This window comes from Ruegeria sp. AA3 (assembly GCF_056542905.1).
The window spans coordinates 241,761-259,944 of the sequence record NZ_JBQGAQ010000007.1 but is presented as its reverse complement, the minus strand read 5'-3'; the positions used below and the strand labels follow the sequence as shown (position 1 = coordinate 259,944).

Genomic DNA, 18,184 nt, shown 5'->3' with positions numbered 1-18,184 from the left:
CTCCGATGCGTCTCAACCGTCTCTCCGGCTCGTCTCCGCCGTTCCCAGCGTCCCAGCAACCGCCTCAGCAGCGCCGGTGAAGGGCGTTCTAAGTATATCGCCCAGAAGCCGCAAGTGGAAAAATCAAAAAAACAGAAAAAAACACAAATATCAAATTTTAATGCACAAAAACAAACGGTTATGAGAGCAACTGAGCCGCAGCACCCGGAAGTCGCGAACGCCGACCATCGCAAAACAGCGCCATAGATATGTTATTCACACGGTTACCCACAGACTCGCCCGCGAGTCAGGCTGAATCGACCTGCCTAAGCCGGATCAGGAATGTTGTGATCGGCAGGCGCAGGGCCAGAAGGCCCAGAATAATCACCAGATAGACCAATGGCTCGATCTGAAACCCCTTCGCCAGCATCACATAATGAAGCGCGCCCAGAATTGCGGCTGGATAGACCAGACGATGCAATTTGCGCCATCGTGGCCCCAAACGGCGGACCGACCAGTTGTTGGATGTGATTGCAAGCGGCAGCAACAATACAAAGGCAGCCATCCCAACCGTGATATAGGGCCGCTTGATAATGTCTGCCCAGATTTGGCTGGGAATCTGAACATCCAGCACCAACCAGATCAACAGATGCAATGCGACATAGGAAAATGTCAGTATGCCTATCGCACGGCGGAACTTCATCAGATTAAGCCCAATGAAGCGGCGCAAGGGTGAAATCGCGAGACTTAGAATCAGAAGCTGCAGCGCCAGTTCGCCAAACTCATGCTCGAGCGCCTCGATCGGCTCGACCCCGAGACCACCGGTCACACCCTGATAAAATAACCAAGGCGCTGGCAGCGCGCCCATAAGATAAACGGCCCAAACGGGGATCCATCGCAAGAGGTCGTTGAGCCGTTGCATCATCTTAGTAGTTCTTCGCCAGATCCATGCCTTCGTAAAGGCTGGCGACCTCATCTTCATATCCGTTGAACATCAGCGTTGGGATTCGTTTGGCAAACAGGCCTCCGCCGATCTGGCGTTCCGAGGCCTGCGACCAGCGGGGGTGATCCACATTGGGGTTCACATTGCTGTAGAATCCATATTCACGCGGACCCGCCATATTCCAACTGGTCGGAGGCTGCGTATCCGTCAGGGTGATCCGCACAATCGATTTGATCGATTTGAAGCCGTATTTCCATGGCACAACCAATCGCAAAGGCGCACCGTTCTGGTTAGGGATATCCCTGCCATAAATCCCGGTCGCCATAATGGTCAGCGGGTGCATCGCCTCATCCAAACGCAGCCCTTCGCGATATGGCCAGTCAAGCACCGGATATGCCACACCGGGCATCTCATCGGGTCGATAGGCTGTTTCAAAGGCCACATATTTCGCGCCGTCCTGAACACCGGCCATGCCAAGCAAATCTGCTAGCTCGAACCCGTTCCAGGGGATGACCATCGACCATGCCTCGACACAGCGGAAGCGATAGATTCGCTCCTCGACCTTCATTTCTGACATGATGTCCTTGAAATCATATTCGCCGGGGCGGTCGACCAGACCGTCGATGGTGACACTCCAGGGCTCGGTCACCAGTGTGTGAGCATACTTCGCGGGGTCATCCTTGCGAGTCCCGAATTCATAATAGTTGTTGTACGAGGTAATTTCTTCCCATGTATTCGGCTCTAACGTCTCGGCCGCCGCTGGCCGCGCCAGACCCGCTAGCCCGACACCCGCCAAACCGGCCATGACCTGCCGCCGGTTCAGGAACGCCGCCCTTGGGGTGACGTCTGCATGCGTCAGTTTGTTGGTCCAGCGATGCGCCATTTGGTTCTCCGTCATTCATTAACCTCGGAACTGAGGTAAGGTTTGATAGCACAGAGCCAAGGAAACAGGCGTCACGATTGAGCGAACAGATTGTAACGTAAATCGCGCATGCTTTTGCGCGGGAATAACAGTCACCCTATATTCAAGCCGACAACACGGTTTATTTCGCAGCCCAGATTGACCGCCTGATAGGTCGGATAAGGCAGCCGGGCCGAAGTTTCGATATCGCGTCGAACCCAGTCCTGCGCCTCCAATTGCTTGAGCGAGGATGACAATGCACGGTCCGTGACCACCTGAAGATCCGAACTAAGCCCAGAAAAGCGCCGAGGTTGGCGGGTCAGCGCCAGAATAGGAACCGTCCAGCTGCGGCGCAGTAACTTCAATTCAGTATCATCCGGCACCAAAGCCACGATTTCTGCCGCCACAGCCGCCGCCTGAACCCCGGCTTTGGTCAAACGGAATTCAGGGCGTAGAGGATGACCATGGCCTGGGTTCCGTTCAAGCAAGCCAAGGCTGACCAGATGTTCAAGACTTGCCGCAAATGCCGTCCGGCTTGCCCCGGTCGTAGCGAGCAATGGGGCCTGCCTGCCCGGAACCCCCTGATGCAGCTGCGCAAGAATGTTCAGCGACCAGGCCCGAGAGGTAAGCTTGACAAGTAGTTTTATGTCCATAAAGTATAGTTACTTTATTTTAGGACAAAAGGAAAGTTCCATGCCCCTCGTTTCCTTAGAAAACACCATCACTCTTGCCATTTCGGTCAAAGACCGCCACGCCAGCGCACAATGGTATAATGAGAAGCTCGGGTTTGAATTGATCCATCACATTGATGAGGCGGGTTGGAGCGAGATGCTCACCAAAACCGAAGGCGTAACCCTTGGTTTAGGCGAGCAGGCAGAACCAGCGCCCGGAAACACCGTTCCGGTCTTTGGTGTTGCTGATATCGCAAGCGCACGCGATGCTTTGGAAAGGGCTGGAGTTCGGTTTGACGGCGAAACCGAGACGATTGAGGGGATGGTCAGCACTGCCACATTTTACGACCCGGACGGTAACGCAATGATGCTGGCGCAGGACTTGACCGGGCAGGCCTGAACACTCTCAGCCCCAATCATGCCACTACCAAAAAAAGACCCGCCAGATTGGCGGGTCTCTTCAGTTCTTAAGAGTTAGTGAACCACTGCATCGTCAGGGCGCGGGCGTTCCGATGTGCCCAGCCGGTCTCCGATGATCAATCCATCCGTGCCTGCTGTGACAGGTACAGTCTCGCCATCCTTGATCTCACCGGCCAGCAGAGCTTCGGCCAGCGGGTTCTGCAATGCGCGCTGGATCACGCGTTTCAGCGGGCGAGCACCGAAGACCGGATCATAGCCTTCGTTTGCCAGCCATTCCTTGGCGCCATCGTCCAGTGCGAGCTCGATCTTGCGGGCGGTCAGACGTTTCTGCAGACGCGCCATCTGGATATCGACGATGCCATCCATATCGGCCCGCTTGAGGCGGTCAAAGATGATGGTTTCGTCCAGACGGTTCAGGAACTCGGGCCGGAAATGCGCCCGGACCGCATCCATCACGTCGCGCCGTGCCTGCGCGCTGTCCGCGCCTTCGGGCAATTGGCTGAGCGCTTGGCTTCCAAGGTTCGACGTCAGGATGATCAGCGTCTGCTTAAAGTCCACGGTGCGGCCCTGACCATCGGTCAGAACGCCGTCGTCCAGAACCTGCAACAGCACATTGAACACATCCGGATGCGCCTTTTCGACCTCATCGAACAGCACGACCTGATAGGGCCTGCGCCGCACGGCTTCGGTCAACACACCGCCTTCGTCATAGCCGACATAGCCCGGAGGGGCACCGATCAGACGGGCGACCGCATGTTTCTCCATGAACTCGGACATGTCGATGCGCACCATCGCGTTGTCGTCGTCGAACAGGAAGTTCGCCACAGCCTTGGTCAATTCGGTCTTACCCACGCCGGTTGGCCCGAGGAACAGGAACGAGCCCAGCGGGCGGCCTTCATCGTTCAAACCGGCACGCGCACGGCGCACGGCGTTGGCCACGGCGGTCACTGCCGCATCTTGACCGATCACGCGGGAATGCAGATCGTCTTCCATCCGCAGCAGCTTCTCGCGCTCACCTTCCAACATTTTCGAGGTCGGGATACCCGTCCAGCGCTCCACCACCGAAGCGATCTGCTCTGGGCGCACCGTTTCCTCGGCCATCATCTGGCTGCTTTCGGTGTTCTCAGCCTCGGTCAGCTTTTTCTCAAGCTCGGGAATGACGCCGTAAGACAGCTCACCAGCCTTAGCGAGGTTGCCTTCGCGCTTGGCGATCTCCAGATCAGCGCGCGCCTTGTCGAGCTGTTCTTTCAGATCGCGCGCGCCAGCGAGCTTATCGCGTTCAGCCTGCCACTGGGCGGTCATCTCGGCGGATTGCTCCTGCAGATCGGCCAGATCCTTTTGCAAGGTTTCCAGACGATCCTTGGAGGCCGCATCGTCTTCCAGCTTCAAGGCCTCTTCCTCGATCTGCATCTGCAGGATCTGGCGGTCCAACTGATCGAGTTCTTCGGGCTTGGAGTCGACCTCCATCCGCAGACGCGACGCCGCCTCATCGACTAGGTCGATGGCTTTGTCGGGCAGGAAGCGGTCTGTGATATAGCGGTGCGACAAGGTCGCCGCCGACACCAGCGCAGAGTCGGAAATTCGCACGCCGTGGTGCAGCTCGTACTTTTCCTTGATGCCACGCAGGATGCTGATCGTGTCCTCGACGGTCGGTTCAGCCACCACAACGGGCTGGAACCGGCGCGCAAGGGCCGCGTCTTTTTCGACGTATTTGCGGTACTCATCCAGCGTCGTCGCACCAATACAGTGCAACTCACCCCGGGCAAGCGCGGGTTTGATCAGGTTGGCAGCGTCCATCGCGCCGTCGGACTTCCCAGCCCCGACCAGCGTGTGCATCTCGTCGATGAAGAGGATGATCTCACCAGCGGCCTCGGTCACTTCGGTCAGAACAGCCTTCAGGCGCTCTTCAAACTCACCACGGTACTTCGCACCAGCGATCAGCGCGCCCATGTCGAGCGCGAGCAGTTTCTTGTCCTTTAGCGATTCCGGCACGTCGCCATTGACGATGCGCAGGGCCATACCCTCGGCAATCGCGGTTTTACCGACGCCGGGTTCCCCGATCAGAACTGGGTTATTTTTGGTCCGACGCGACAGAACCTGCATCGAACGGCGGATTTCTTCGTCCCTCCCGATGATCGGATCGATCTTGCCTTCGGCTGCGGCTTCGGTCAGGTCGCGCGCGTATTTCTTAAGCGCGTCATAGCCCTCTTCCGCCGATGCGGTGTCAGCGGTGCGACCCTTGCGGATGTCGTTGATCGCTTCGTTCAGTTTCTGGGCGGATACGGCACCGGCCTCCAACGCCTCTTTGGCTTTGGATTTCACCATACACAGCGCCATCAAGATGCGTTCAACCGGCACAAAGCTGTCGCCTGCCTTGGTGGCGATCTTCTCTGCCTCGTCCAAAACCTTGGCAGTCTGGCCATCCATATAAATCTGGCTCGCGTCGCCGCTGACCTTTGGGATCTTGCCCATTGCAGCGTCCAACGCCTCAACAACACGGTTCGGTGCGCCGCCAGCGCGTGTGATCAGGTTGCTCGCCAGCCCCTGATCGTCATCCATCAATGCTTTCAGAATATGTGTGGGTTCCAGCCTTTGGTGCCCCTCACGCAGCGCAATGGTCTGCGCCGCTTGCACGAATCCCCGTGCCCGCTCGGTGAACTTGTTCAAGTCCATAGCATTCTCCTTTTCTTAAGCGCCCCGTTTTGATGCGCCCGCTTGGCGGCACGCGTCGGTCTGGGCCTCACATTCAATTTGGGAAATGTCTTTTCCCATTCAAGGGGCTAAAGCAGATAAATCGGTGTCACCCGCGCGGAATAGAATAGACGGAATAACCGCCGGTTTGGCCCATCACGTCAGCATCATACATTTCAACCAAAGATTGCTCGGCACTGCTGCCTGTGGGGCATGAAACCAGATCAGCTGTATGATCGAGGAAGTTGCCGGTATAGGCTGTCTCCCCTGTCAGTTGACACCAGTCGTCTTCCGATCGATACCCACGCACCAGCAGAAGATTGTCATTGGTTGGAGCCGGTGCAGCACCAGTTTCGGGCGGATCACTCTGAGGCGCATCTTCGCATGCGGCCAACATCAGTGCCACGCCAAGTAGAATTACTTTTTTCATCTTTCTTTTCCCTGTTCTGAACGTTTGCACATTAGCACATTGCGCAACTTAGTACGTGAACCGTTTCACCTCAGGCTTCGCGCATAGACAGATCGCTCCGAACCCGTTAGGACGCACACGTTTGCCAAAAAGGAGCCCCCTATGTCCGATGACCGCCTAATCGTAGCCCTCGATGTCCCAAACGCCCTGCAGGGTCTGGCCATGGCTGAGCGGCTGGGGGATGCTGTTTCGTTTTATAAGATCGGGCTGGGGATGCTGACCGGCGGCGGGCTGGCATTGGCCAACGAACTTAAACAGGATCACGGCAAGCGCATATTTTTGGACATGAAGCTGTTCGATATCGGCAATACTGTTGAAAATGCGGTGCGTGGGTTGGCGCAGTTTGACTTGGACTTCCTCACTGTTCATGGCGACCCGCATGTGGTGCGCGCCGCAAAGGAAGGTGCAGCGGGCAAAGACCTGAAGATTTTGGCGGTTACCGTCCTGACATCCCTGAACAGGGACGATTTGGATGCGAGCCTTCTGAAAGCGGGCGATGTTCAGGACCTTGTGGTTGAACGTGCAGCCAAGGCATTTGAGGCGGGGGCCGATGGCGTAATCGCCAGCCCTCAGGAGGCTGCTCTGATCCGGGCCCTACCCCAAGCCGAAGGCCGTCTGATTGTCACGCCTGGAGTGCGCCCGGCTGGCGCTGCACATGGCGACCAGAAACGAGTCGCAACCCCTGCCAGCGCTATTGGAGACGGCGCGGACCACATAGTTGTGGGTCGTCCGATCTATGAGGCGGAGAATCCACGGGCCGCCGCAGAAGCCGTTCTGAACGAACTAATTTCTTTGCCGCGGCACTGACTGAGCAACCGGATTAATGCAGAATAGAGGACAAGTTCGACCTGCAACCAGTTGACCTTACGTCAATTTTCACTGCAGCCGCGCCAAATCGCCCCTGTGCCCGAAAACACACATGAAAAATACGAGTTTATTGCACGATTGGCTTGAAGGTATCGAAATGGGCGAATTTGCGCGATTCTGGGCTTGAGACACTCCCCAACGGGCCATCTCTTCCTGAGGTCCGTTTCCTCCCCCCGCACCAGCGGGGGGCTTTCTTCTGAGAACAAGCAACCCTTTTCCACTACCCAAGTTCGGTCAGGTAATCCTTTAGACGGGCAACGAAATTGGGTATGGCAAGTGGGTCGGCCAAATAATCTTGAGGGTGCATCAGGCACCATCCCTGCCCTTCGTCACCAAATTGGACAAGATGCACGTCCTGAGCTGGGCGTCGGGCAACAAAGAACCAGCTTTGATCGTATTGACGGGACCATACAAGATCAGTTTCCGACAAGTTCAGCCCAACTTCTTCGACCGTCTCACGCAATGCACATTCTATAGGGGATTCGCCCTCCTCTCGCCCTCCGCCGGGGAAATCGAAATGCCCGGGAAAGGGGATATCATCTTTTTGGTCTCGCAAAATCACAAGCAATTCGTCCCCGAGGAACAGCGCAGTTTTGGCCCCCGTGAAATCCATCAATCCCCTTTTTATTCCAGCCCAATCGAGATAGATTCTAACCGACCCAGAGACTTCGCCAAGTCGAAACTGGCCCGAAAGAACCTGTGATGCCTGCTATCTGTCGCGATTGTTTAAATCAAATAGAGCAGAGCAAGCGCTGCACATACTGTGGCAGCCCACGATCGAAATCGCACCCCGAGTTGTTCGATCTAACCATCGCCCACATGGATTGCGATGCCTTCTACGCATCTGTCGAAAAGCGCGATAATCCCGAACTGGCAGACAAGCCGGTGATTATCGGGGGTGGGAAGCGCGGGGTGGTATCGACCGCGTGTTATGTCGCGCGTATACGCGGCGTGCGATCAGCGATGCCGATGTTCAAGGCACTTCAGCTGTGCCCCGATGCGGTCGTGATCAAACCGCGCATGTCGGTTTATGCCAGCGTTTCACGCCAAATCCGGGAGATGATGGACGAATTGACGCCTGTTGTGGAACCGCTTTCACTGGATGAGGCGTTCATGGACTTGTCGGGCACTGAACGACTGCATGGTGCGCCACCAGCTGTAATGCTGGCACGGCTGGTCAGACGAATGAAGGATGAACTTGGCTTGACCGGCTCAATCGGTCTTAGCCACAACAAGTTTCTGGCCAAGGTCGCTTCAGATCTGGACAAACCGCGCGGGTTTTCGGTGATCGGCAAGGCTGAAACAGCTGAGTTTTTGCGCGATAAACCTGTGAGGTTGATCTGGGGAATTGGCCCGGCAGCGCAGGAATCGCTGGATCGTGCAGGAATTCGAACATTTGCCGATCTTCTGCGCTGGGATCAGGAGGCACTGACCGCCCGGTTCGGATCGATGGGCTATCGCTTATGGCATCTGGCCCGAGGGCAGGATAAGCGGCGCGTCTCTGCGCATGAACCGATGAAGTCGATAAGCAACGAGACCACGTTCTTTGAAGACACCGCCAGCATCGAAATATTAGACGGACACCTGTGGCGCATGTCCGAAAAAGTGGCCGATCGTGCCAAAGCCAAGGGATTGGCGGGTCGGATTGTGACGCTGAAACTGAAACAAGCCGATCACAAAGTCATTACCCGGCGCGTGTCGTTGCGCGACGCGACACAGATCGCGGACAGGATATATCGCACGGCGCGCGGATTGTTCGATCAGGTTGGGGATCAGGGTCCGTATCGCCTGCTTGGATGTGGCCTATCCGATTTGTGCACCGAGGATCAGGCCGATATTTCGGGTGATTTGCTGGATCCCGGTGCCACACGCAGATCCCAGGCTGAGCGGGCCACAGACGATATTCGCCGCCGATTTGGTAGTGATGCGATCGTTAAGGGACGCGCGCTGCGCTAAGGTTATTCGGCAGCCAGCGACAGCGGCTCGGACCCTATGGAGGCAATCTTGCCGGTGACCTGCCGGAGTACCTCACGGAACGACTCAAAGTTGCCGTTTGGCTGAATTGTATCTTCGTCCATATAAAGAGAGCGGTCGATCTCGATCTGGATTGCGTGTTGCTGCCGGGTTGGGCGGCCATAGGTTTGGGCAACATAGGCCCCTGCGAAAGGCGCATTACGAGCTACATTCAGACCCGCATCTGTGAATGCAGATTCAATCTGATCGACGATCACCCCCGAAGCAGCAGCACCAAACCGATCACCCAGAACGATCTCGGGGCGCGTACCGCCAGAGCCGCCGGCCATTGCGACCGCCTCATGTGGCATCGAGTGGCAATCGATCAGGATCGCTTGCCCGAACATCTCATGCGATTCGGACAGAAGGGATTTCAGTTTTTGGTGATAGGGCCGCCAGTAAGTGTCGATCCGCAGGCGCGCTTCGTCCATCGTCAGCTTACCACTGTAAATCGCGCGCCCATTGGCGACCACGCGGGGTATTACGCCCAGCCCCGAAGCCACACGCGGATTGTGCCCGTGACGGCGCGCGCCCTGAATCAGCGCCGGATCCAATTCATCTGCACTGCGGTTCAGGTCCAGATAGGCGCGTGGCATGGCTGCGGCGAGGAATGGCGCTCCGGATTCCGGGGCCGAGACGAATAGCTGATCGACATAGGCATCCTCGGAAGACCGAATCATTTTACGGTTCAGTACAGACCGTTTAAGCAGCGATGCGGGATATGCCCGACCGCTATGCGGAGAGGCAAATACCACGCATGAGGTACGCTCTGCGGGCATATCCAGAACATAGGCTGCATTGGTCGCGGCGTTGGGCATGGGCTCTCCGTTCGTTCGCATTGAACATAGACCGGAAAATAGTTCTGCCAAACCCCTTGATCCCCCTAACGACTCCTTTTATAGACCCCGCTACCGGCGCGGGGTTCCGCGCCCCATTTCGTTATGGGGTAGGCCAAGCGGCGGTTTCATGGGCGGTTAGCTCAGCGGTAGAGCACTTCGTTGACATCGAAGGGGTCACAAGTTCGATCCTTGTACCGCCCACCATGAATTCACTGCTTCGGATTTCCGGGGCACCCGATTAACCCAGGCGCTGGCCACGTCCTTGATGAAGGCGCCGCAGATTGGAGACAGACCATGAAGGTCAAGAACTCGCTCCGCTCGCTCAAGAACCGGCACCGTGATTGCCGGGTTGTGCGTCGCAAAGGCCGCGTCTACGTGATCAACAAGACGCAGCGCAAGTTCAAAGCTCGTCAGGGCTAAAAACTGCACATATCCGAATAAGAAACCGCGCCTTTGAGCGCGGTTTTTTGTTTAGGGGTGAAGTGATTTGTGCGACGCCTGGGTTAAGAGAGTTTGGCCGAGTGCCAGACATGCTTGACCGTCATGTAGTTCTCCAACCCTTCGGTTCCGCCCTCACGGCCATAGCCGCTGGACTTCACACCACCAAAAGGCGTTTCGGGCATCGAGGCTTCGAGCGTGTTGATCGACAGATTGCCCACCTCGACCTCATCGATCAAACGGTCGATATAATCTGCACGATTGGTGAAGGCATAACCTGCCAATCCATAAGGCACCGAATTTGCCTGCTCAATCGCATGATCCAATGAAGTGACCGGATTGATTACCGCCACCGGACCAAAAGGTTCTTCCTGCATGATACGGGCATTGTCGGGCACATTCAGTAGGACCGTGGGCTGAAAGAAGTAGCCCTTGTCACCATGTTTGGCTCCGCCCGTCGCAACCGTCGCGCCCTTTGCGCGGGCGTCTTCCACCAGTTCTGTCAATGCATGTACCCGGCGATCATTGGCCAGTGGCCCCATCTCAACATTTTGGCCCATCCCGTTGCCGACAACAGTTGCAGCGGCGCGTTCGATCAACGCGTCTGAATACGCATCGAAGATGCTTTCATGGGCAAAGAACCGAGTCGGTGATGTACAGACCTGCCCGGCGTTGCGCATCTTTCGAACCGCGCTTGATACACCTGCCGCCCGAACATCGGTATCTTCGCAGACAATTACGGGCGCATGGCCGCCCAGTTCCATCAGCACCTGCGTCATATGTTCGGACGCAAGCGTGGTCAGATGGCGGCCCACTGCTGTCGAACCGGTAAAAGCCACAAGCCGGATCGGTTCCTGCGGGATCAAGTGGCCAGAGATTTCTGCTGGGTTGCCGAACACAAGATTCAACACACCCGGAGGTAATCCAGCGTCGTCAAAGGCCTTTGCGATATGGATCGCACCCGCCGGTGTTTCTTCGGCCGCTTTCAAGATGATCGAACAACCTGAGGCGAGCGCACCAGCGATTTTCCGTGCCGGCTGGCTCATAGGAAAGTTCCAAGGTGAAAACGCGGCGACCACACCGATGGGCTGGTGATGTACCGCGAATTTATTACCCGGCGCAGCGGGTATGATCCGTCCATAGGTGCGCATTGCTTCGCCCGCGTCCCACTCAAAGAACTCGGCCCCTCGGATCACCTCAAGTCGGGCCTGTTTCAGCGGTTTGCCATGTTCCAAAGTGATGGATTGAGCGATCTCCTCCTGACGTTCCCGCATCAGTGCAGCAGCACGCAGGATCGTATCAGCACGTTCGCGTGGTGCGGTGCGGCTCCAGATCTTGAGGCCTTTGACAGCCGCATCAAGCGCATCATCCAGATCGCTTTTGGACGCACAGTGAAGACGCGCGATTTCTTCTTCGGTCGCCGGGTTCACGACAGGCAGATCCTGGCTGGTCGTGCGCCATTTTCCTGCGATGAACAGCTTAAGCTCAGGATACATGTAATTGATGCCTCCGAATTAGGACCCTTTCAACTCATGCAATGGCTGACATTACTTCAAGTGAATTGGATGAATACTGATATCAAATTGGCGAATACCTGATCCTACTTCTGTTGCACTGCTTGGTGTAGCGCGGCTTTGAACGCCCGGCCTGCCGGGGACAGATCGGCATCGGCACGAAATGAAACTCCGATGGGCCCCTGACCAAAGGGTACGTCCCAATCCAACGGTGTCAGATACCCGTGGGCAACGTCCTGCGAGACAACTTCGGCCGGCATAAGCCCAATCAAATCGCGCGATTGCAGCAAAGCCCGGTTGGTTAGATAGGACACAGATTCTATCATCACCGGCGGCACATATTGTTGCTGACCAACGAAGAAATGGTCGAGCTGTCGTCTGAGTGTGGTTTCCAATGGGGGCACAATCCAGCCAAAAGGCTTGGTCTGGGCAAACGAGATGTTCTTACGCCTGGCAAGGGGGTGCTGATTGCCAACAACTGCAAGTATGTGATCCTCGAACAGTTTCTCCTGTCTGATCTTGTCACGGTGTCGGTGCGAGGGCAGACGTCCTACCACCATATCGATTTCACCTGACAGCAATCGGGGCATCAGAACTTCATTCGTGCCTTCATTGATCTTGATTGCCACGTTCGGGCGATCGGCCAACAATATTTCAATTGCCGTTGGCAGCAGGCTGGTCGAGGCGGCGAGCAGAGTACCCACAACCACACGCCCCGAATTTCCTTCATTCAGGTCATCAAGTTCCTGCGCTGCGTTTGAGACTTGTGCAAAGATCAGCTTGCCATGACGGATCAGGGTCTCTCCGAACACAGTTGGGATGACACCGCGATTGGTTCGGCTGAATAGTTTGACCTCAAAGTCTAGTTCCAGATCCTGAATCATCTTGGTAGCGGCGGGTTGCGAAATGCCCAGCTCGCGCGCGGCATTCTGGATATTGCCGTGTGCGCCTACGGCAACAAGCAAGCGCAACTGACGCAATTTCAGCCGAGTCAGGGCGCGGTCGACGATGCGTGAATGACGTCCCACCATGATCAGAGTACGACCGGACTTGAAATCTCTTCGAGTTTCGAGATGACACTCATCGCGGCCAGTGCTGAGCTGCGCGGATTGTCAGGCAGGGAATTTCCGATGATCTTAAAATGGAACTGCCCGAAATCGCCTTCGGCTTCGATCTCGTGGATGTTGCGCGTGATCGATGGGTCAGCGATCAGACGGACCTGCGTTTGGTCGAAACCCAGCCCTGCCAGCGCAACCGCCGCCGCAACATTCGCGTTTTTGGGATATTCCAGTGCAGCCTCTCGGGCGGTGCCTTTGAAATGCGTTTCCGCGATTGTCAGAGCCTCTAGGTCCAGTTTGTCCGCTGCCGGTGAACCCATCCAGCCCAGTGGCGGTTTCCGCCCGACATAGGTGACTTTTTCCAGCTTGCCCGTCGCGGCGGCACTAAGGCAATCGAGCGCTCCGATCGCACCGCTGGCCAGATGCAGCTTTGCCCCACCTTCCCGTGCGGCCGATGCCAACGCATCTGCCACCCTCTGACCCGCCAGTGCGCCAATGGAAACGGTAACCAGATCGACGCCGCAAGCCAGAATCTGAGGCCCGTACTCCACCAGTGCCCGATGGCCCGCGCAATCAATCACCAGTTCCGTATTCGCCGTGAGATTCGAAACCGAATCTACAAACAGTTCCGGATTTTGCGAAACGCTGCCCGATCTCACCAGCACCGCGCAAACCGAATGTCCCCGGGCCTGAACCGCGTTCGAAACATATTGCGCAATCGCGCCTTTACCAATCAATCCGATCTTCATGTGGCAAGTCTACTCCAGCGCTAAAGTTTTCTAAATTGATAATCCATGGATATTCTATTTTCCGATACCCAATTCCCGGATTTCGCGTTGGATCAGGTGGAATGATCGGGCTTTCATGGTGCGGTCAACCGGAAGGCCCGTCTAATATGAAATACTCCAAGCACGATGCAAAAGCCTTTGCGCGCGAACATATGACAGGAATTTGGGCAGCAGCCCTGAATCCGTTCAATGACGACCTTACGCTCGATGAGGCAGGGTTGAGGTCGAATATTCGGCACTGGATTGACGATCTGGGTATTCAGGGCCTGTTTGTAGCGGGCAAACAAGGCGAATTCTTTTCGATGACCCTTGAAGAGCGCAAACGAAACTTTGAGGTAGCCGTCGATGAATGTGCGGGCAGGGCCGGTGTGATCGTTTCAGTCTCGGATCAGAACATGGACACAGCGCTGGACCTGGCACGCCATGCGCAGAATTGCGGTGCCGACTACGTCGTTCTGCATGCGCCCGTTCTGAGTTTTGTTCAGGACCGCGGAGAGGTTCTGTACCAGTATTATAGACGGTTCTGCGACGAGCTTGATATTGGAATCGCGATGTGGAGCCATCCGGACAGCGGATATCTCATGCAACCCGAGGAATGCGCGCGGATTGCCGATCTGCCCAATATCGTTGCGATCAAATACTCGGTCCCGCGCGAGATGTACGTGAAGCTGACCCATATGGTCGGCGACAAGATTCAAGTCTCCACCTCAGCCGAACATGAGTGGCTGGATAACATCCTCGAACTGAACTGGAAACTGTACCTGTGCTCGTCACCACCCTACCTGTTGCAGAGCAAAAACGACCAGCGGATGAATGAATACACTCGGCTGGCCTTTGCGGGCAAAGCAGATGAAGCACGCAAGGTGTTCGACAGCCTGAACCCAGTGCGGGACGCAATGAAGCGTACCCGACCTGCGGACAAACCCACCGCCTTTGGCAAATACTGGCAGGAACTATTGGGACAAACTGGCGGGCGTGTACGGCCCCCGATGTTAGAACTGACAGAGGCCGAAAAAGAGATCATTCGCAATGGGTTCGAAGAAAGCGGACTTAAGGTTTAGCCCGATAGATATAAGCAAATCAGATATCTAAATGCAGATAATTTCTTTGCGGTTATGGAAAAACAGGCCAATCTTCTACTAACAGGGAGCCGGATATGTCGAAGTTAAGAGCATTCAACTTTCAGAAATGGATCGACGAACACCGTCACCTGCTGAAACCGCCTGTCGGCAATCAACAGATCTGGGAAGATGCCGACCTGATGGTCACTGTGGTTGGAGGACCGAACAAGCGGACCGACTACCATGACGACCCGGTCGAGGAGTTTTTCTACCAGCTAGAAGGTGACATGGTATTGAAACTGTTTGATGGGAATGAGTTCTACGACGTCCCGATCCGCGAGGGCGAGATTTTCCTGCTGCCGCCCCATGTGCGTCATTCTCCGCAGCGCCCTCAGGAAGGCTCCATCGGGTTGGTTATAGAACCCAAACGGCAGACAGGTGAGCTGGACGCTATCGAGTGGTACTGTTTTGAGTGCGGATCGCTCGTTCATCGATCCGAGATGCAACTGCAGTCTATCGTCAAAGACTTGCCGCCGGCCTACGAAAAATTCTATGCATCGGAAGAAGACCGAACATGCCCGCCGTGCCAGACCGTACATCCGGGCAAAGAGCCACCAGAAGGCTGGGTCACACTCTGACACCAACAATAAAACAGGGAAACACATGAGACATTTTGCTAAGATCGCCGCATCTGCAGCCGCGCTTGCTATGACATCGCTGGCCGCCCATGCAGATGAATTCCGTCTGGGCCTGATTACTCCACCCCCGCATATCTGGACCAAAGCAGCAGAGTCCTTTGGGGCCGAGTTGAATGAAGCCAGCGGTGGCGCTCATTCCGTTTCGGTTTTCCCGGCCCGCCAGTTAGGGAACGAGGCCGAGATGTTGCAGCAACTTCAGACCGGTGCGCTGGACATGGCGTTCATGACGGTGGCCGAGGTATCGAACCGCGCACCAGAATTGGGTGCGTTTTACGCCCCCTATCTGGCGGATGATATTGGCCATGCTGGGCGTATCCTGCGTTCCGATACCGCCAAAACAATGCTGGAGCCCCTGCCCGGTCAGGTTGGCGTCGTGGGCGTTGGTTACGGTATGGCTGGCCTGCGCCAGATCGTCAGCCGGGGTGAAGTGTCATCAGCCGACGACTTGTCAGGCCTGAAACTTCGGATCACGCCCTTCACACCGATCCTTGATTTCTACAACGCAGTTGGGGCTGCTCCAACTCCGATGCCCCTGCCGGCGGTCTACGACGCACTGGCCAATGGTCAGGTCGATGCCATCGACATGGATGCTGAGTTGATCTGGGTTCTGAAATACTATGATCACGCCGATACGATCGTGCAGTCGGACCACATGATGTTCCCAATGGTCGGTCTGGTTTCGGCCAAGGTCTGGGCCAGTCTATCCGATGAAGATCGCGCAATGATTGGCGATCTGATGGCCAAGCATGTGGACAGCACAATCGATGCCTATGTCGCCAATGAGGCCAAGTGGCTCGATCAGATCGAGGGAACCGGCAAGGCCTACAAGAAAGTGGATGCCTCGTTCTTCGGCGATGCCATCGAGGAATGGAACGGTATCTGGTCGGAAAAAACCTCATCCCTTGACGCATTGCGGGCGACTGCGGCAGAAACCAAATAAAGGTGAATACATCAAGGAAAGGGCGTAGGTCGATCCTGCGCCCTTTTTCATAGGGGATCAGCGATGTTGTACCGGCTGTCAGCCGCCTGGGCGCGAGTAGAGTTGTGGTGTGCCGCAGGTTTGGCGGTCTGCGTGACCCTTTTGATCTTGCTGAACGTGGTGACACGCACAGCTGGAAACGCGCTTTTCTGGGTGGATGAGTTGGCGATCTATGCGATGGTCTGGATGACGTTTCTAGGCGCATCAGCAGCATTGCATCACCGCAACTCGGTCTCGATTACGCTCGTTGTTGATCTGGTACCACCTCATATCAGGGCAATCATCGGCAAGGTGGTGGATCTGGTTGTATTCGTTTTCGCCGTCGCGATGCTGTACTTCTGCTGGCGCTGGTTCCTGCCTTTGGACATTGCGCGCACTGGATTCGATACAGCGACTTTTCAGGGCAACACTTTCAATTTCATCTATGCCGAGCCAACCCTGACCCTCGGGCTGCCGAAATATCTGTTCTGGCTGGTCATGTGGCTGTTCGCTCTGGGGGCCACATTGCATTCCACGATGCACCTGCTGGCTTGGCAAACTAAGGGCGCGCAATCATGAGCCCGATTGTCTTTCTGGCCGCACTGCTTTTGTCGGTTCCCGTCGCCATCGTTCTTGCAATTACGGCGATCTGGTACATCTGGGAGAGCGGTAATACTGTTCTCTATGACAGTTTTGCCCAGAAGATGTTTGGCGGGCTGGAGAATTATGGCCTGCTGGCGATCCCCCTGTTCATGTTAACCGGAGAGCTGATGAACGAAGGCGGCATGACGCGTCGCCTGGTTGCTTTGGCGCGTGTCTTTGTGGGCGGGTTCCGAGGTGGGCTTGCCTATATCAACCTGTTAGCCAACATGTTCATGGCCGCCATCATTGGCTCTGCCACCGCGCAGATTGCCGTAATGTCGCGCGCCATGGTCCCCGCGATGGAAGAAGAAGGTTATGATAAAGGCTTTGCCGCCGCGACCACAGCGGCGGGAGGCCTGCTGGCGCCCGTCATTCCGCCCTCGATGATGTTTGTCATCTTCGGGGTTCTGGCTCAGATCCCGATCGGCGACATGTTCATCGCAGGAATCATTCCGGGTCTACTGCTGGCCGGGGCCTTTGCGCTGGTGATCACTTTGATTGGGTGGTCGCAGCAGTTTCCCAAGGGCGTCTGGATGTCACGTGGCGACGCGATGCGCGCTCTGATCGCTGCCCTGCCCGCCCTACTGATCCCTGTTTCGATCATCGGAGGCATCCTGTTCGGCATCGCCACGCCAACCGAATCCGCCGCCATCGCCTCACTGATCGCGTTTCTGGTCGGATGGTTGATCTACGGCGATCTTAAACCTCAAAACCTGGGCGAGATGTTCAAAAGAACCGCCTCAAACGCGTCAATGATCCTGTTCATGATCGCCGCTGCCAGCGTTTTCGGCTGGGTTATTATCTACGAAGAAATCCCCCAACATCTGGCCGGTTTGATCACCTCAATTACATCCGATCCGTTTCTGTTTCTGCTGATCGTCAATCTCGCCCTGCTTTTGGTTGGAATGGTCATAGACGGCATCGCAGCGATCATTCTGATCACACCCATTCTTTTGCCCATCGCAACCGGATCCTATGATATCAGCCCATATCAATTCGGTGTTGTCGTTTGCCTGAATCTGGTTCTGGGCCTGCTGACACCACCTGTCGGAATCGGCCTCTACATCGCTTCCTCAATGAGCGGCACGAGCCCGGGGGCTATTCTCAAATCTCTTTGGCCCTTTCTAATCGCAGTTGCCACCGTTCTGATCCTACTGAGCTACGCTCCAATACTGTCGACGGCTTTGATATAGCCCGTTCTACCCGGTTAGGTCTTTGTTGGGTGGCTCATCAT

Annotated in this window: 20 protein-coding genes and 1 tRNA gene; 11 read left to right on the top strand and 10 right to left on the bottom strand. The window is 56.0% G+C overall.

Annotated elements, in window-relative coordinates; all coding sequences use genetic code 11:
* Positions 1-246: hypothetical protein (locus ACR0JR_RS14520; protein WP_480456735.1), on the top strand; the 246-nt coding region annotated here is incomplete at its 5' end.
* A 40-nt stretch (positions 247-286) separates the two neighbouring features.
* Here the strand turns inward: ACR0JR_RS14520 and msrQ are convergent.
* From msrQ to ACR0JR_RS14505, 3 genes are all read right to left on the bottom strand, one after another.
* Complete coding sequence (gene msrQ, locus ACR0JR_RS14515; RefSeq protein ID WP_480456734.1) at positions 287-901, bottom strand: protein-methionine-sulfoxide reductase heme-binding subunit MsrQ; 615 nt, start codon at positions 899-901, stop codon at positions 287-289.
* Positions 902-905: 4 nt separating this feature from the next.
* Complete coding sequence (msrP, locus tag ACR0JR_RS14510; RefSeq protein WP_480456741.1) at positions 906-1,805, bottom strand: protein-methionine-sulfoxide reductase catalytic subunit MsrP; 900 nt, start codon at positions 1,803-1,805, stop codon at positions 906-908.
* 131 nt (positions 1,806-1,936) lie between these two features.
* Positions 1,937-2,476 (bottom strand): winged helix-turn-helix transcriptional regulator, encoded by a 540-nt coding sequence (locus ACR0JR_RS14505; RefSeq protein WP_480456732.1) that lies wholly within the window; start codon positions 2,474-2,476, stop codon positions 1,937-1,939.
* Between the two features lie 40 nt (positions 2,477-2,516).
* Between ACR0JR_RS14505 and ACR0JR_RS14500 the strand changes: the two genes are divergently transcribed.
* Positions 2,517-2,894, top strand: a complete 378-nt coding sequence (locus ACR0JR_RS14500; protein ID WP_480456731.1) for a VOC family protein — start codon at positions 2,517-2,519, stop codon at positions 2,892-2,894.
* A 74-nt stretch (positions 2,895-2,968) separates the two neighbouring features.
* Here the strand turns inward: ACR0JR_RS14500 and clpB are convergent, their stop codons facing one another.
* Both clpB and ACR0JR_RS14490 read right to left on the bottom strand, forming a co-directional pair.
* Positions 2,969-5,587, bottom strand: coding sequence for an ATP-dependent chaperone ClpB (gene clpB, locus ACR0JR_RS14495; RefSeq protein WP_480456730.1), 2,619 nt, complete (start codon positions 5,585-5,587; stop codon positions 2,969-2,971).
* A gap of 127 nt (positions 5,588-5,714) precedes the next feature.
* Entirely contained in the window at positions 5,715-6,035 is a 321-nt protein-coding gene (locus tag ACR0JR_RS14490) for a hypothetical protein (protein WP_480456728.1), read from the bottom strand.
* A 141-nt stretch (positions 6,036-6,176) separates the two neighbouring features.
* Here ACR0JR_RS14490 and pyrF point away from each other — a divergent pair, with 141 nt between their 5' ends.
* Positions 6,177-6,881: an orotidine-5'-phosphate decarboxylase gene (gene pyrF / locus ACR0JR_RS14485; RefSeq protein WP_170475935.1), complete on the top strand. Its 705-nt coding sequence runs from the start codon at positions 6,177-6,179 to the stop codon at positions 6,879-6,881.
* A gap of 280 nt (positions 6,882-7,161) precedes the next feature.
* Here the strand turns inward: pyrF and ACR0JR_RS14480 are convergent, their stop codons facing one another.
* Complete coding sequence (locus ACR0JR_RS14480) at positions 7,162-7,554, bottom strand: NUDIX hydrolase (protein WP_170780726.1); 393 nt, start codon at positions 7,552-7,554, stop codon at positions 7,162-7,164.
* 89 nt (positions 7,555-7,643) lie between these two features.
* Here ACR0JR_RS14480 and ACR0JR_RS14475 point away from each other — a divergent pair, with 89 nt between their 5' ends.
* A complete protein-coding gene (locus tag ACR0JR_RS14475; RefSeq protein ID WP_480456726.1) occupies positions 7,644-8,897 on the top strand; it encodes a DNA polymerase IV in 1,254 nt (417 codons plus the stop codon).
* Positions 8,898-8,899: 2 nt separating this feature from the next.
* On the opposite strand, the gene ACR0JR_RS14470 is transcribed toward ACR0JR_RS14475, so the two are convergent.
* Entirely contained in the window at positions 8,900-9,772 is an 873-nt protein-coding gene (locus ACR0JR_RS14470) for an N-formylglutamate amidohydrolase (RefSeq protein WP_480456724.1), read from the bottom strand.
* Positions 9,773-9,922: 150 nt separating this feature from the next.
* On the opposite strand from ACR0JR_RS14470, the gene ACR0JR_RS14465 reads away from it, so the two are divergent.
* Both ACR0JR_RS14465 and ykgO read left to right on the top strand, forming a co-directional pair.
* Positions 9,923-9,997 (top strand) — tRNA-Val (locus tag ACR0JR_RS14465).
* 90 nt (positions 9,998-10,087) lie between these two features.
* Positions 10,088-10,213: a type B 50S ribosomal protein L36 gene (gene ykgO / locus ACR0JR_RS14460; RefSeq protein ID WP_005648635.1), complete on the top strand. Its 126-nt coding sequence runs from the start codon at positions 10,088-10,090 to the stop codon at positions 10,211-10,213.
* 83 nt (positions 10,214-10,296) lie between these two features.
* Here ykgO and ACR0JR_RS14455 read toward each other — a convergent pair whose 3' ends face one another.
* The 3 genes from ACR0JR_RS14455 to ACR0JR_RS14445 all read right to left on the bottom strand — a co-directional run bounded on the left by ACR0JR_RS14455 (position 10,297) and on the right by ACR0JR_RS14445 (position 13,552).
* Positions 10,297-11,727 (bottom strand): NAD-dependent succinate-semialdehyde dehydrogenase, encoded by a 1,431-nt coding sequence (locus ACR0JR_RS14455; protein WP_480456723.1) that lies wholly within the window; start codon positions 11,725-11,727, stop codon positions 10,297-10,299.
* A 104-nt stretch (positions 11,728-11,831) separates the two neighbouring features.
* On the bottom strand, positions 11,832-12,776 hold the full coding sequence (locus ACR0JR_RS14450) for a LysR family transcriptional regulator (protein ID WP_170475947.1): 945 nt from the start codon (positions 12,774-12,776) through the stop codon (positions 11,832-11,834).
* 2 nt (positions 12,777-12,778) lie between these two features.
* The gene (locus ACR0JR_RS14445; protein WP_480456722.1) at positions 12,779-13,552 is read right to left on the bottom strand and encodes an aspartate dehydrogenase; all 774 of its coding nucleotides are present in this window, start codon (positions 13,550-13,552) and stop codon (positions 12,779-12,781) included.
* Between the two features lie 146 nt (positions 13,553-13,698).
* Here ACR0JR_RS14445 and ACR0JR_RS14440 point away from each other — a divergent pair, with 146 nt between their 5' ends.
* From ACR0JR_RS14440 to ACR0JR_RS14420, 5 genes are all read left to right on the top strand, one after another.
* Positions 13,699-14,652, top strand: coding sequence for a dihydrodipicolinate synthase family protein (locus ACR0JR_RS14440; RefSeq protein ID WP_480456721.1), 954 nt, complete (start codon positions 13,699-13,701; stop codon positions 14,650-14,652).
* Between the two features lie 95 nt (positions 14,653-14,747).
* Positions 14,748-15,290 (top strand): 3-hydroxyanthranilate 3,4-dioxygenase, encoded by a 543-nt coding sequence (locus ACR0JR_RS14435; protein ID WP_480456720.1) that lies wholly within the window; start codon positions 14,748-14,750, stop codon positions 15,288-15,290.
* Between the two features lie 70 nt (positions 15,291-15,360).
* Complete coding sequence (locus ACR0JR_RS14430; protein ID WP_480456740.1) at positions 15,361-16,290, top strand: TRAP transporter substrate-binding protein; 930 nt, start codon at positions 15,361-15,363, stop codon at positions 16,288-16,290.
* 63 nt (positions 16,291-16,353) lie between these two features.
* On the top strand, positions 16,354-16,887 hold the full coding sequence (locus tag ACR0JR_RS14425; RefSeq protein ID WP_480456719.1) for a TRAP transporter small permease: 534 nt from the start codon (positions 16,354-16,356) through the stop codon (positions 16,885-16,887).
* Positions 16,884-18,143 carry a TRAP transporter large permease gene (locus ACR0JR_RS14420; RefSeq protein WP_170780735.1) on the top strand — a complete coding sequence of 420 codons (1,260 nt, stop codon included), beginning with the start codon at positions 16,884-16,886 and terminating at the stop codon, positions 18,141-18,143. The genes ACR0JR_RS14425 and ACR0JR_RS14420 overlap by 4 nt, the downstream gene beginning before the upstream one ends.
* Positions 18,144-18,184 lie beyond the last annotated feature (41 nt).